The following is a 13344-nucleotide window of genomic DNA, read 5'->3' as shown; positions in this document are numbered from 1 at the left end:
CGGAAAATGAGCGGCAATCCCAAGATCGTGGTCATCGGCGCGGGCGCCTTCGGAACGGCGCTCGCCGCCGTCGCGGCGGCAAGGGCGAACGCCAACGTCCTCTTGCTCGCACGCCGGGAGGAAACGGCCGCGGAATGCCGCCGGACCGGGCGCAACGAGGCGGCATTGCCCGGCATTTCGCTGCCTAAGGGGCTTCAATTTTCCGCCGATACGGCAGTGCTCATGGATGCCGATATCGTGCTTTTCGCGATGCCGTCGCAGGAGCACAGGGCCGCCGCCCGCAGCTACGGTGCCTCTATCGGTGCCGGCGCAACGATCGTGACCTGTGCCAAGGGCATGGAGCAATCGACGGGCCGGCTTCTCACGGATGTTCTCGACGAGGAACTGCCGGGCCACAGGATCGCCGTGCTGTCCGGCCCGGGCTTTGCCGCCGACATTGCCAAGGGCCTGCCGACGGCAATGGTGATCGCGGCATCCGACATGACGCTGGCGAAGAACCTCGCCGCAGCGATTTCCGGACCGACCTTCCGGCTCTATCCGTCGACGGACCGCATCGGCGTGCAGCTTGGCGGAGCGCTGAAGAACGTGCTGGCGATCGCCTGCGGCATCGTCGAGGGGGCCGGGCTTGGCGATTCGGCGCGCGCGGCGCTGATTGCGCGCGGCCTTGCGGAAATGTCGCGCTTCGTGACGGCAAGAGGTGGCGAGGCGGACACGGTGCGCGGGCTGTCGGGCCTCGGCGATCTCGTGCTGACGGCGACGAGCCACCAGTCGCGCAACCTGCGCTTCGGCATCGCGCTCGGCCGGAACGGCCGCGCGGACGGCAGCGGCGAACTCGTCGAAGGCGCCTTTGCGGCCTCCGTTGCGGCGCATGTGGCCGGCGAGCTTGGCGTGGAGATGCCGATCACACAGGCGGTCGCGGCGATCATCGACGGCAAGCTCGATGTGCGCACCGCGCTCGAACAGTTGATGTCGCGCCCGATCACGCAGGAATGATTTCCGCGAGCGAAACGAGAAACGGTTGGGCGGATCTCCGCCTCCATCACTTCGATCGATAATTTCAGGAGGAACGATGCTCTTCGCACTTCTATGCACGGATAAACCGGGGGCGCTCCAATTGCGGCTCGACACCCGCCCCGACCACCTTGCCTATCTCGAGGATCTCAATGCCAGGGGCATTCTCAAGGTTGCCGGGCCATTCCTCGGCGAGGACGGCAAGCCGACGGGCAGTCTCGTGATCGTCAAGACCGAGACGATCGAAGAGGCAAAAGCGATCGCCGAAGCGGACCCCTACGCAAAGGCAGGGCTTTTCGCCAATGTCGAGGTCAAGGCCTACAACTGGGTCTTCAACAATCCGGAGGCTTGAGGCGGGTGGCGTACTGGCTCTACAAATCCGAACCGTTCAAGTGGTCCTGGCAGATGCAGAAGGATGCCGGCGAGGCGGGCACCGAATGGACCGGCGTGCGCAATTATCTCGCCCGCAACAACATGCGGGCGATGCAGCTCGGGGAAAAGGGCTTCTTCTACCATTCGAACGAGGGGCTCGAGATCGTCGGCATCACCGAGGTCTGCGCCCTTTCGCATCCGGATTCGACGGCGGAGGGCGATCCGCGCTGGGACTGCGTCGACATCCGCGCCGTCATGGACATGCCGCTCCCGGTTTCGCTCAAGGCGGTGAAGGCGAACCCGAAGCTCGCCAATATGGCGCTCGTCACCTCTATGCGGCTTTCCGTGCAGCCGGTGACCGAGGAGGAATGGATCGAGGTCTGCCGCATGGGCGGACTCGACGATCCGCCGAAGTAGTTTGTTTTTGCCGCGTGATTTGTCCGAAAACCAGTACCCACTTTTCGGGTTACGCTCTGAGAGTCCCTTATCTTGAAGACCGATCCCGAAAGCTTCATCCGCGCCAATACGGGCATTCTCTCGCCGCCGCATGTGCCGGAAATCCGGCTGCATCTCGCGAACGAAGCGCATGATCTGTGGCTGAAGACGGAGGAGGAACTGGAGGAGATCGGGCTGCCGCCGCCGTTCTGGGCCTTTGCCTGGGCGGGCGGGCAGGGGCTGGCGCGCTACGTCCTCGACCATCCGGAATGCGTGCGCGGACGCCGCGTCGTCGATTTCGCCGCCGGCTCCGGCCTTGTGGCGATTGCCGCGAAGATGGCCGGTGCGCAAGACGTCGTCGCGGTCGACATCGACCCCTGGGCGGGGACGGCGGTGCGGCTCAATGCGGAGTTGAACCGCGTCGCGGTCGACTTCCTCGGCAGGAACATCATCGGCCGGGAACGAGAAGCGGAGGTCTATCTCGCCGGTGACGTTTTCTACGACAAGGAATTTGCCAACCTTCTTCGACCGTGGTTCGGCGCACTGGCGCAAGCCGGTGCTGCCGTTCTCGTCGGCGATCCGGGTCGAAGCTATTGCCCGCGCGAGATGATGTCGGCGCTTGCGACCTATGAGGTGCCGGTGACCCGGGCGCTCGAGGACAGCGAAGTCAAACGGACGACGGTCTGGCGGTTCGCCGAGACCGGATGACAGAGTTCACGGCCGGACGACGCACACGCCCGATTCGAAGGAGCAGGCGCTGGCATTCGTTCCGGGCGTGACGACGATGATTTTCGCGCGCTTGCCCGGCGCCTGGGGATAAAAGCCGTTCTCGGCGATATAGCCATAGCTGCTCGCCCGGCTGAAATAGATGCCGTTGCCCTCGTCGCGATAGGCGGAGAGATTGCCGGCATAGGTTCCGATGCCCGGGATCACCGAAGGCACCTCATAGCTGTCATAGCTGTCATAGCCGACATGGCTGCCATAGGAGAGGGGCGCATAGCCGCCGATGACGATGACGCGAGGAAGCGCCTTGCGGTCTCGGCGTGAGAAACGGTGCCGACGGTCCTTCAGCCGGATGTGCCGGGTCTTGGTGTCGACGCTGAACAAATCCCGCGAGCCGATCGACGAAAAGCCGATGCTGGTCGTGACCGAGCGCTGGCGCCGTTTCCCGGCAAGGAAGCGATGACGATCATGCGGCTTGCGAAATGCGTGGTGCAGCGGGCGGTGCTTGAATTGGTTATGGCGTACCCGCGTCTGGACTTGCGCGAGGCCATCCCCCGCCGTCGCCGGCAGGCCGACCGGCATGGCAAGGCTTACCGCCAGTACTAGCACTTTGGTCGCATGAACCGCTCGCAGCAGAAACATCCTGCCCTCGCCTCCCGATCACCGTTAACGAAACGTTAACCGCATCCTGCGGCAATCGCGGGCAAATGTCACGGAAATGATTGGCTTTTTCGCCGCATCGTTAACGGCGGCGAATGTCTCGCCCGGACGTAAAAATGCCGCTTTTCGTCTAATCGATTTTATTTATTTTGCACTGCAAACATACTTGTCGTTAAGCAATATGGTGATTAAAGGTCCGGAGGACTGAATTGCGCACAATCGGGTGCGATACCGGATAAGCATGGATTTCGGGGGTTTATCCGGCCATTTCGTGAGGTTCCGATGACGGATGTCACAAGAAGCCGGCCGCTTTCGCCGCATCTTCAGATTTACAAACCGATTCCGACGATGGTCATGTCGATCATGCACCGCATCACGGGCGGTGCACTCTATTTCGGCACGATTCTGGTTGCCTGGTGGCTGATCGCCGCTGCCTCGGGTGCGGCCTATTACGACTGGGTCAGCTGGCTGTTCGGGACGCTGATCGGCAAGATCGTGCTCTTCGGCTACACCTGGGTGCTGATGCATCACATGCTGGGCGGCATCCGCCACTTCGCCTGGGACCTCGGCTACGGTTACGAGAAGCACTTCGCGACGAAGATGGCCAAGGCGACGCTCGCCGGTTCGGTGACGCTGACGCTTCTCATCTGGATCATCGGTTTTCTGGCGCGCTGAAAGGGATTCACCATGAATATGCGCACGCCGCTCGGCAAGGTCCGCGGTCTCGGTTCGGCCAAGGAGGGCACGGATCACTTCTGGCGCCAGCGCCTGACCGCCGTCGCCAATGTTCCGCTGCTGATCTTCTTCGTGTTCTTCGTTGCCCGCTATGCCGGGGCCCCGCATGCGGAAATCGTCGCGGCGCTTTCGAACCCGTTCGTCGCCGTGGTCATGGCTCTGGTGGTGACCTCCGCGCTCACCCACATGCGGATCGGCATGCAGGTCATCATCGAAGACTATGTTCACGCCGAGGGCGCCAAGATCGCACTCCTCATGCTCAACACGTTTTTTGCGATCGCGATCGGCGGCCTCTGTCTTTTCGCCATCCTGAAGATCGCTTTTGCAGGATAATTTCGTCATGGCATCGATCAGTTCAGCCGCTGCAAACGGCAAGACCTATCAATATGTCGACCACGCCTTCGACGTCGTCGTCGTCGGCGCCGGCGGCGCGGGCCTGCGCGCGACCCTCGGCATGGCCGAGCAGGGCCTCAAGACCGCTTGCATTACCAAGGTCTTCCCGACGCGCTCGCATACGGTTGCGGCCCAAGGCGGTATCGCCGCCTCGCTGCGGAACATGACGCCGGACTGCTGGCAATGGCATCTCTACGACACGGTGAAGGGGTCGGACTGGCTCGGCGACGTCGACGCCATGCAATATCTCGCCATGGAAGCGCCGAAGGCGGTCTATGAGCTCGAGCATTATGGTGTGCCCTTCTCGCGCAACGAGGAAGGCAAGATCTACCAGCGGCCCTTCGGCGGCCACATGCAGAACTATGGCGAAGGCCCGCCCGTGCAGCGCACCTGTGCGGCGGCCGACCGCACCGGCCATGCGATCCTGCACACGCTCTACGGCCAGTCGCTCCGGAACAACGCCGAATTCTTCATCGAATATTTCGCGATCGACCTGATCATGGCCGACGACGGCCGCTGCACCGGCGTCGTCGCCTGGAACCTCGACGACGGCACGATCCACCGCTTCGCCGCGAAGATGGTCGTACTGGCGACCGGCGGCTACGGCCGCGCCTATTTCTCGGCGACATCGGCGCATACCTGCACCGGCGACGGCGGCGGCATGATCGCGCGTGCCGGCCTGCCGCTGCAGGACATGGAATTCGTCCAGTTCCATCCGACCGGCATCTATGGCGCGGGCTGTCTCATCACCGAAGGTGCGCGCGGCGAGGGCGGCTATCTCGTCAATGCCGAGGGCGAGCGCTTCATGGAGCGCTACGCCCCCTCGGCCAAGGATCTGGCTTCGCGCGACGTCGTGTCGCGCTGCATGACGATGGAGATCCGCGAGGGCCGCGGCGTCGGCAAGAACAAGGACCATATCTTCCTGCATCTCGACCACCTGGATCCCGCCGTGCTGCACGAGCGCCTGCCAGGCATCTCGGAATCGGCGAAGATCTTCGCCGGCGTCGACGTGACCCGCGAGCCGATCCCGGTGCTGCCGACCGTCCACTACAATATGGGCGGCATCCCGACCAATTACTGGGGCGAAGTGCTGAATGCCGACGCCCAGAACCCCGAGCGCCTCGCGCCGGGCCTGATGGCGGTCGGCGAAGCGGGCTGCGCCTCGGTGCACGGCGCCAACCGGCTCGGCTCAAACTCCCTGATCGATCTCGTCGTCTTCGGTCGCGCCGCGGCGATCCGCGCCGGGCAGATCATCGACCGCAATGAGTCGGTGCCGGAGGTCAATACGGCTGCCTGCGATCGCATCATGGATCGCTTCGATCGGCTGCGCTTCGCCAATGGCGGAACTCCGACGGCGGTGCTGCGTGACAAGATGCAGCGCGCCATGCAGGACGACGCGGCGGTGTTCCGCACGCAGGAATCGCTCGAATCCGGCTGCCGCCGCCTCTCCGCGATCTGGAAGGAACTCGCGGACGTCAAGGTCACTGATCGCTCCATGATCTGGAACTCCGATCTCGTCGAGACGCTGGAATTGGAAAACCTGATGGCCAACGCCATTACCACCATCTACGGCGCCGAGGCCCGCAAGGAGAGCCGCGGTTCGCATGCGCGTGAGGACTACTCGGAAGGGCCGCTCGGCGGACGCGACGACGTCAACTGGCGCAAGCACACGCTCGCCTGGGTGAATGAAGCCGGCGAGGTCCGGCTCGACTATCGCCCTGTCCACACCGAGCTCATTGCGGACGGCATCGATGCGAAGAAGATAGAGCCGAAGGCGCGCGTCTATTGATCTCGAGGATTAAGGCATATGGTTGAACTCGCTCTTCCCAAGAACTCGCAGATCACCGAAGGCCGGGTCTGGCCGAAACCGGTCGGCGCGACGAATTTCCGTGAATACCGGGTCTATCGCTGGAATCCGGACGACGGCAAGAACCCGCGCATCGATACCTATTATATCGATGTCGACGATTGCGGGCCGATGGTGCTCGACGGGCTGCTCTACATCAAGAACAACATCGACCCGACGCTGACCTTGCGTCGCTCCTGTCGCGAGGGCATTTGCGGTTCCTGCGCGATGAACATCGACGGCACCAATACGCTCGCCTGCACCAAGGGCATGGACGAGGTCAAGGGCGCGGTAAAGATCTATCCGTTGCCGCACATGCCGGTGGTCAAGGACCTCGTGCCGGATCTCACCAATTTCTACGCCCAGCACCGGTCGATCGAGCCCTGGCTGAAGACGGTTTCGCCGACGCCGGCCAAGGAATGGCGCCAGAGCCATGAGGATCGCGCCAAGCTCGACGGGCTCTACGAGTGCATTCTCTGCGCCTGCTGCTCGACATCCTGTCCGAGCTACTGGTGGAACGGCGACCGCTATCTCGGCCCGGCCGTCCTGCTGCAGGCCTATCGCTGGCTGATCGATTCCAGAGACGAGGCAACCGGCGAGCGGCTCGACAATCTCGAGGATCCGTTCCGGCTCTACCGCTGCCACACGATCATGAACTGTGCCCAGGCCTGTCCGAAGGGCCTGAACCCGGCCAAGGCGATCGGCGAGATCAAGAAGATGCTTGTCGAGCGGCGGTTCTGACGGTCGGCATCCGGTCCGGCGATTTGGGCGGCGGGCCACGAAGGTGGCTCGCCGTCTTCTTTATCACGGCTCTCACACCGACGTGTTGCTATGTGATTTGAAAGCCGCGGCCAGGCGGATAGGTATTACAGGGCGGCGCAAAGGTCGGTGTAATGCTTGAATCGGCGCATCGGAGCTTTCCGAAGTCGGGTTCGATTTTCGGCCGATGCGCCAGCGGAGGATGGAGATCGCCTATGCTGCGCCCGTTCATTGGCCTAGCCGCGCTTCTTCTGCTGATCATCCCGGCGCGATCGGCCGAGCCGCAATATGCGATCTTCGCGGGCGGCTGCTTCTGGTGCGTGGAATCCGATTTCGACGCCGTGCCGGGCGTTCTCGAGACGATCTCCGGCTATGCCGGCGGAAAGAGCCCGAATCCGACCTACAAGACCTATGAGCAGGGCGGTCACCGCGAGGTGGTCCGCATCAAGTTCGATCCCGCCCGGGTCTCCTATGCGGAACTCGTCAACATCCTGCTCCGCACGACGGACCCGACGGATGCCGGCGGGCAGTTCTGCGATCGCGGCTTTGCCTATACGACGGCGATCTATGCGCTCGACGACGCCCAGGCGATGGATGCGAGGGCGGAGAAGATCAAGGCCGAGGCCGAGTTGGGGCGGCCGATCGTCACGCCCGTAGAGGGGCCTGCCCGGTTCTGGCCGGCCGAGGAATATCATCAGGACTACGCCGCACGAAATCCGCTTCGCTACTGGTATTACCGGAGCAGCTGCCTCAGAAACAGAACGGTGGAGGCGCTGTGGGGCGAGCGCGCCTATGCCGGGGTCAGGCACTGATGCGCATCGCCGGTCCGGGCCCGACCGGGCCGCCAGGCAAGCGTTTCCCATGCGCAACAGCCGTTGCAGAAATGGCTTGCCTTGATTTGTCAGGTGGATTTGCTGTAATTCGGCCCTTATTATCGCATTGCATCATGATCTGCGAACAATAGCGGGGGTAAAGATATGCGGGTTTATCATGCGGCGGCAGGGCTTGTTATTGTGCTCGCGCTGGCCGGATGCCAGAGAACATCCTTTGGTGGCTTCGGTTCTCAGGAGATTTCCCGCGCTCCTGCTCCCCTGCAAGCGGCGCCGGTGCCATCGGTCTCCTCCAGTCAGCTGCCGGATCCGACGACCAGCACGTCGCAGTTCCCGGCCGCGCCGAGCGGTACGACGCCCGGCGGCTTGCCGGGCGGCACCGACGTTGCCGCCGCGGCCAGTGCTCTGGACGTCACGAAGGAGTCGATGGTCGGAAGCTGGCGTGTCTCGAGCGCCGGCAGCTCCTGCGACATGTTCCTGACGCTGACCAATCTCGGCAGCGGTTCTCGCGGCGGCACTCGCGGCTGCGCCGGTGAGCTGACGACCATGGGGTCGTGGGAAGTGGCCGGCAAGCAGGTCGTGCTCAAGGACCGGAACGGCAATGCGATCGCGCGCCTCTACAAGACCGCGGACGCACGCTTCGACGGGTCGACCAATAGCGGCCAGCCGGTCAGCCTCAGCCGCTAAAGCGCATCGCGTATATGCGTATTCTTGCAACGCGCTCTAGTTCCTTGTTTTCATGCATGCCGTTGCCCCAAAACCGCTGCGCCCTTTTGGGCGACATGCATTACAGCGCCGCGCGTCTTATCAGACGCGTAAAGGTCGCTGTAGCATTTTGAATTGCAGCATGTCTTTGCCCTTTAATCGAGGTCGATTAAAGGAGACATGCAGTAGCGCATTGGCCCAACAGTCGGGCCCGATTTTCGGGCGGATGCACCGTGCTCAATCCTGACGACAGTATTCTTCACAAGCTCGAAACGCTCGTTGCAAGGGGCGAGCGTGAACATGATGCGGCTCAGGCCGCCATCGCGAGGCGGCTCGATCATCTCACGGCGGAGCTGCTTGCGAGCCGCCCGTCGCGCAAGGCCAATGCGCTCGGCTGGCTCTTCGCCGCGCGCAAGAGACACCAGACACCGGTCAAGGGGCTCTACATCCACGGAGGGGTGGGGCGCGGCAAGACCATGCTGATGGACATGTTCTTCGACGCGGTTCCGATCGAGCGCAAACGCCGTGCCCATTTCCATGAATTCATGGCCGACGTGCATGAACGCATCTTCAGGCACCGGCAGAAGCTCAAGAATGGCGAGACGAAGCAGGCCGATCCGATTCCGCCGGTCGCCTCGGAACTGTTCGGAGAGGCGCGACTTCTCTGCTTCGACGAGTTCTCGGTAACGGACATTGCCGATGCGATGATCCTGGCGCGCCTCTTCGGCGAGCTCTTCGCCAAGGGCTGCGTCCTTGTCGCCACCTCCAATGTGGAGCCGTCGGAGCTCTATCGCGACGGGCTCAACCGCGGCCTCTTTCTGCCTTTTATCGATCTCCTGAAGGCGAATACCGAGATCAAGTCGCTCGACACCGAGACGGACTACCGCCTCGGCAAAACGGATGGCCAGCCGGTCTGGCTGTCGCCGCTCGGGCCGGAAACGGAAGCCGCGATGGACCGCGCCTGGTACGTGGAAACGGGCGGCGCGCCGGCCGTCCCCGCCGAGATCGGCCGCAAGGGCCGCAAGATCCATGTGCCGGCAGCCGCCGGCGACAGCGCCCGCTTCACCTTTTCCGACCTCTGCGCCCAGCCGCTCGGCGCAGCCGATTACCTTGCGCTCCTGTCGCGATACCGGACGATTTTCCTCGACCACGTGCCGCATCTCGGGCCGCAGGCGCGCAACGAGACGAAGCGATTCATCATTCTCGTCGATGCCTTATACGACCAGGGCGCCCGTCTCTTTGCCTCGGCCGTCGCCGAACCGCAGCACCTTCTGACCTCGAAAAAGGGCACGGAAGGCTTCGAGTTCGATCGCACCGTCTCGCGGCTCATCGAGATGCAGAGCGCCGAATATGCCGCCCAACACCCTGCAAAATTGACCGTTTTGTGATGGAACAGCAGTGAGAACTCTTACGTTTACGTAAGAATTTTCACGTTTAACCGATTGAATTTGCTTCACCAAAAATAAGCGATTGATATTTTAACCTTTGCCGGTTAAGGGCTTTCCCGAAGGTTTGGCGTTTGCCGCGTTTCAGGCCTCGATCATGGATCACAAAGGAAGCACTTTCATGTCGCGCAACAAGATCGCACTTATTGGTTCAGGGATGATTGGTGGCACGCTGGCGCATCTCGCCGGCCTCAAGGAACTGGGCGATATCGTCCTCTTCGATATTGCCGACGGCATCCCCCAGGGTAAGGGCCTCGACATCGCCCAGTCTTCGCCGGTCGAAGGTTTCGACGCATCGCTGACGGGTGCGAGCGACTATGCGGCAATCGAAGGCGCCGATGTCTGCATCGTCACCGCCGGCGTACCGCGCAAGCCCGGCATGAGCCGCGACGATCTGCTCGGCATCAACCTGAAGGTCATGGAGCAGGTCGGCGCCGGCATCAAGAAATATGCTCCGAACGCCTTCGTCATCTGCATCACCAATCCGCTCGACGCCATGGTCTGGGCGCTGCAGAAGTTCTCAGGCCTGCCGAAGAACAAGGTCGTCGGCATGGCCGGCGTCCTCGACTCGTCGCGCTTCCGCCTTTTCCTCGCCGAGGAATTCAAGGTTTCGGTCAAGGACATCACCGCCTTCGTGCTTGGTGGCCATGGCGACACGATGGTGCCGCTCGCCCGCTATTCCACCGTTGCCGGCATCCCGCTGCCGGATCTCGTGCAGATGGGCTGGACCACCAAGGAAAAGCTCGACCAGATCATCCAGCGCACCCGTGACGGCGGCGCGGAAATCGTCGGCCTCCTGAAGACCGGCTCGGCCTATTACGCGCCGGCGGCTTCGGCGATCGAGATGGCCGAGGCCTATCTCAAGGACAAGAAGCGCGTGCTGCCCTGTGCGGCTTATCTCTCCGGCCAGTATGGCGTCAACGACATGTATGTCGGCGTGCCGACGGTGATCGGCGCCGGCGGCGTGGAGCGCATCATCGAGATCGACCTCAACAAGGGCGAGAAGGAAGCCTTCGACAAGTCGGTAGCGGCCGTCGCCGGCCTTTGCGAGGCCTGCATCAACATTGCACCCAGCCTGAACTAACCGCCGTCCGGCCAATCAGACAGGAAAGAACCCATGAACATTCATGAATACCAGGCCAAGGCCCTGTTGAAGGGCTATGGCGCGCCGGTCGCGGAAGGTGTCGCGATCTTCACCGCCGACGAGGCGCAAGCGGCCGCAAGCAAGCTGCCGGGACCGCTCTATGTCGTGAAAAGCCAGATCCATGCCGGCGGCCGCGGCAAGGGCAAGTTCAAGGAACTGGGGCCCGATGCGAAGGGCGGCGTGCGGCTGGCGAAATCGGTGGAAGAGGTCGTCGCCAACGCCAAGGAAATGCTCGGCAACACGCTGGTGACGAAGCAGACCGGTCCCGCCGGCAAGCAGGTCACCCGCCTCTATATCGAAGACGGCGCCGACATCGAACGCGAGCTCTATCTCTCTATCCTCGTCGACCGCTCCGTCGGCCGCGTTGCCTTCGTCGTCTCGACAGAAGGCGGCATGGACATCGAGGCGGTTGCCGAGCACACGCCCGAGAAGATCGTCACCGTTGCGATCGATCCCAATGCGGGCGTCACGGCCGAGAACCTGAAGACGCTCACCGACGCGCTGGAACTTGAGGGTGAAGCCCGCGCCGACGGCGAAAAGCTCTTTCCGATCCTCTACAAGGCCTTCGTCGAGAAAGACATGAGCCTGCTCGAGGTCAATCCGCTGATCGTCATGAAGAACGGCCGTCTGCGCGTGCTCGACGCCAAGGTCTCCTTCGATGGCAATGCGCTCTTCCGGCACGAAGATATTGTCGCGCTGCGCGACACGACGGAAGAGGACGAGAAGGAAATCGAAGCCTCGAAGCACGACCTCGCCTATGTGGCGCTCGACGGCAATATCGGCTGCATGGTCAACGGCGCCGGCCTCGCCATGGCGACGATGGACATTATCAAGCTCTACGGCGCGGAGCCGGCGAACTTCCTCGACGTCGGCGGCGGCGCTTCCAAGGAAAAGGTCACGCACGCCTTCAAGATCATCACGGCCGATCCGGCGGTGAAGGGCATCCTGGTCAACATCTTCGGCGGCATCATGAAATGCGACGTCATCGCCGAGGGCGTGCTTGCCGCGGTCAAGGAAGTCGGCCTCAAGGTGCCGCTCGTCGTACGCCTCGAAGGCACCAATGTCGAACTCGGCAAGAAGATCATCAACGAATCGGGCCTGAACGTCATCTCCGCCGATGACCTGGACGATGCCGCCCAGAAGATCGTTGCAGCCGTCAAGGGAGCCTGAGGTTTCATGTCCATCCTGATCAATAAAGACACCAAGGTTCTCGTTCAGGGCCTGACCGGCAAGACCGGCACATTTCATACCGAGCAGGCGCTCGCCTATCACGGCACCAAGATGGTCGGCGGCATTCATCCGAAAAAAGGCGGCGAGACCTGGACCGGCTCCAAGGGCGAACAGCTACCCATCTTCGCGACCGTCGCCGAGGGCCGCGAGGTCACCGGTGCCAACGCCTCGGTGATCTATGTCCCGCCGGCCGGTGCCGCTGCGGCGATCATCGAGGCGATCGAAGCGGAAATCCCGCTGATCGTCTGCATCACCGAAGGCATTCCGGTCGCCGACATGGTCAAGGTCAAGGCGCGGCTCGAAAAGTCGTCCTCGCGGCTCATCGGCCCGAACTGCCCCGGCGTCCTGACGCCCGACGAGTGCAAGATCGGCATCATGCCCGGCAACATCTTCCGCAAGGGTTCGGTCGGCGTGCTGTCGCGTTCCGGCACGCTCACCTACGAGGCGGTGTTCCAGACGACCAATGAGGGTCTCGGCCAGACGACGGCGGTCGGCATCGGTGGCGACCCGGTCAAGGGCACCGAGTTCATCGACGTGCTCGAGATGTTCCTCGCCGACGACGAGACGAAGTCGATCATCATGATCGGCGAAATCGGCGGCTCGGCGGAAGAGGATGCGGCGCAGTTCCTGAAAGACGAGGCCAAGCGCGGACGCAAGAAGCCGATGGTCGGCTTCATCGCCGGCCGCACCGCACCTCCCGGCCGCACCATGGGCCATGCCGGCGCCGTCATCTCCGGCGGCAAGGGCGGGGCGGAAGACAAGATCGCGGCGATGGAAGCGGCCGGCATTCGCGTTTCGCCGTCGCCCGCTCGCCTCGGCAAGACGCTTGTCGAGGTCCTGAAGGGCTAAACGATACGATCGACAGGGCGGCGCTGAAGTCGCCCCGTCGGGGCCATGAACGACGCAAAGAAGGCATCGGAGCGGGATGCGGCAAGGGCACCGAGCGGGCGTCCGGCACTCCGCTCCGGTCGACACAGGCCGGAATCGGGACTGTCTCCCGATCATTCGATCACCCGATCCCGGCATCAGGCATGTATGAACGGCCGGGACCACCCG

General features: G+C 62.9%; 15 protein-coding genes. 14 read left to right on the top strand and 1 reads right to left on the bottom strand.

Going from position 1 to position 13344, the window contains the following annotated elements:
- Positions 1-6 precede the first annotated feature (6 nt).
- The 4 genes from EKH55_RS14755 to EKH55_RS14740 all read left to right on the top strand — a co-directional run bounded on the left by EKH55_RS14755 (position 7) and on the right by EKH55_RS14740 (position 2526).
- Positions 7-993, top strand: coding sequence for an NAD(P)H-dependent glycerol-3-phosphate dehydrogenase (locus EKH55_RS14755; protein WP_069458715.1), 987 nt, complete (start codon positions 7-9; stop codon positions 991-993).
- 76 nt (positions 994-1069) lie between these two features.
- A complete protein-coding gene (locus tag EKH55_RS14750; RefSeq protein WP_151611691.1) occupies positions 1070-1363 on the top strand; it encodes a YciI-like protein in 294 nt (97 codons plus the stop codon).
- A gap of 5 nt (positions 1364-1368) precedes the next feature.
- Positions 1369-1800: an EVE domain-containing protein gene (locus EKH55_RS14745; RefSeq protein WP_069458713.1), complete on the top strand. Its 432-nt coding sequence runs from the start codon at positions 1369-1371 to the stop codon at positions 1798-1800.
- 72 nt (positions 1801-1872) lie between these two features.
- The gene (locus tag EKH55_RS14740; RefSeq protein WP_069458712.1) at positions 1873-2526 is read left to right on the top strand and encodes a class I SAM-dependent methyltransferase; all 654 of its coding nucleotides are present in this window, start codon (positions 1873-1875) and stop codon (positions 2524-2526) included.
- Between the two features lie 6 nt (positions 2527-2532).
- On the opposite strand, the gene EKH55_RS14735 is transcribed toward EKH55_RS14740, so the two are convergent.
- On the bottom strand, positions 2533-3183 hold the full coding sequence (locus EKH55_RS14735) for a hypothetical protein (RefSeq protein WP_069458711.1): 651 nt from the start codon (positions 3181-3183) through the stop codon (positions 2533-2535).
- Between the two features lie 300 nt (positions 3184-3483).
- Here EKH55_RS14735 and sdhC point away from each other — a divergent pair, with 300 nt between their 5' ends.
- The 10 genes from sdhC to sucD all read left to right on the top strand — a co-directional run bounded on the left by sdhC (position 3484) and on the right by sucD (position 13137).
- Positions 3484-3876 (top strand): succinate dehydrogenase, cytochrome b556 subunit, encoded by a 393-nt coding sequence (gene sdhC, locus EKH55_RS14730; RefSeq protein WP_069458710.1) that lies wholly within the window; start codon positions 3484-3486, stop codon positions 3874-3876.
- Between the two features lie 12 nt (positions 3877-3888).
- Complete coding sequence (gene sdhD, locus EKH55_RS14725) at positions 3889-4269, top strand: succinate dehydrogenase, hydrophobic membrane anchor protein (protein WP_071016042.1); 381 nt, start codon at positions 3889-3891, stop codon at positions 4267-4269.
- Positions 4270-4276: 7 nt separating this feature from the next.
- Complete coding sequence (gene sdhA, locus EKH55_RS14720; RefSeq protein ID WP_151611690.1) at positions 4277-6118, top strand: succinate dehydrogenase flavoprotein subunit; 1842 nt, start codon at positions 4277-4279, stop codon at positions 6116-6118.
- Positions 6119-6136: 18 nt separating this feature from the next.
- Positions 6137-6916 carry a succinate dehydrogenase iron-sulfur subunit gene (locus tag EKH55_RS14715; RefSeq protein ID WP_151611689.1) on the top strand — a complete coding sequence of 260 codons (780 nt, stop codon included), beginning with the start codon at positions 6137-6139 and terminating at the stop codon, positions 6914-6916.
- Between the two features lie 233 nt (positions 6917-7149).
- Positions 7150-7746: a peptide-methionine (S)-S-oxide reductase MsrA gene (gene msrA / locus EKH55_RS14710; RefSeq protein WP_069458706.1), complete on the top strand. Its 597-nt coding sequence runs from the start codon at positions 7150-7152 to the stop codon at positions 7744-7746.
- Positions 7747-7911: 165 nt separating this feature from the next.
- Positions 7912-8451 (top strand): protease inhibitor Inh/omp19 family protein, encoded by a 540-nt coding sequence (locus tag EKH55_RS14705; protein WP_069458705.1) that lies wholly within the window; start codon positions 7912-7914, stop codon positions 8449-8451.
- Positions 8452-8702: 251 nt separating this feature from the next.
- Positions 8703-9857 (top strand): cell division protein ZapE, encoded by a 1155-nt coding sequence (gene zapE, locus EKH55_RS14695; protein ID WP_069458704.1) that lies wholly within the window; start codon positions 8703-8705, stop codon positions 9855-9857.
- Positions 9858-10035: 178 nt separating this feature from the next.
- On the top strand, positions 10036-10998 hold the full coding sequence (mdh, locus tag EKH55_RS14690) for a malate dehydrogenase (protein ID WP_069458703.1): 963 nt from the start codon (positions 10036-10038) through the stop codon (positions 10996-10998).
- A gap of 33 nt (positions 10999-11031) precedes the next feature.
- Complete coding sequence (sucC, locus tag EKH55_RS14685) at positions 11032-12228, top strand: ADP-forming succinate--CoA ligase subunit beta (RefSeq protein WP_151611688.1); 1197 nt, start codon at positions 11032-11034, stop codon at positions 12226-12228.
- A 6-nt stretch (positions 12229-12234) separates the two neighbouring features.
- Complete coding sequence (gene sucD / locus EKH55_RS14680) at positions 12235-13137, top strand: succinate--CoA ligase subunit alpha (protein WP_069458701.1); 903 nt, start codon at positions 12235-12237, stop codon at positions 13135-13137.
- Positions 13138-13344 lie beyond the last annotated feature (207 nt).

This window comes from Sinorhizobium alkalisoli, assembly GCF_008932245.1.
Classification (GTDB): Bacteria; Pseudomonadota; Alphaproteobacteria; order Rhizobiales; family Rhizobiaceae; genus Sinorhizobium; species Sinorhizobium alkalisoli.
The sequence above is the reverse complement of the archived record's forward strand: the minus strand, read 5'-3'. Positions and strand labels throughout refer to the sequence as shown.

What these genes read in the sequence shown, in the direction of transcription:
- EKH55_RS14755 (WP_069458715.1), top strand. Translation starts at nt 7, where the DNA reads ATGAGCGGCAATCCCAAGATCGTGGTCATCGGCGCGGGCGCCTTCGGA.
- EKH55_RS14750 (WP_151611691.1), top strand. Translation starts at nt 1,070, where the DNA reads ATGCTCTTCGCACTTCTATGCACGGATAAACCGGGGGCGCTCCAATTG.
- EKH55_RS14735 (WP_069458711.1), bottom strand. Translation starts at nt 3,183, where the DNA reads ATGTTTCTGCTGCGAGCGGTTCATGCGACCAAAGTGCTAGTACTGGCG.
- sdhC (WP_069458710.1), top strand. Translation starts at nt 3,484, where the DNA reads ATGACGGATGTCACAAGAAGCCGGCCGCTTTCGCCGCATCTTCAGATT.
- sdhD (WP_071016042.1), top strand. Translation starts at nt 3,889, where the DNA reads ATGAATATGCGCACGCCGCTCGGCAAGGTCCGCGGTCTCGGTTCGGCC.
- sdhA (WP_151611690.1), top strand. Translation starts at nt 4,277, where the DNA reads ATGGCATCGATCAGTTCAGCCGCTGCAAACGGCAAGACCTATCAATAT.
- EKH55_RS14715 (WP_151611689.1), top strand. Translation starts at nt 6,137, where the DNA reads ATGGTTGAACTCGCTCTTCCCAAGAACTCGCAGATCACCGAAGGCCGG.
- msrA (WP_069458706.1), top strand. Translation starts at nt 7,150, where the DNA reads ATGCTGCGCCCGTTCATTGGCCTAGCCGCGCTTCTTCTGCTGATCATC.
- EKH55_RS14705 (WP_069458705.1), top strand. Translation starts at nt 7,912, where the DNA reads ATGCGGGTTTATCATGCGGCGGCAGGGCTTGTTATTGTGCTCGCGCTG.
- mdh (WP_069458703.1), top strand. Translation starts at nt 10,036, where the DNA reads ATGTCGCGCAACAAGATCGCACTTATTGGTTCAGGGATGATTGGTGGC.
- sucC (WP_151611688.1), top strand. Translation starts at nt 11,032, where the DNA reads ATGAACATTCATGAATACCAGGCCAAGGCCCTGTTGAAGGGCTATGGC.
- sucD (WP_069458701.1), top strand. Translation starts at nt 12,235, where the DNA reads ATGTCCATCCTGATCAATAAAGACACCAAGGTTCTCGTTCAGGGCCTG.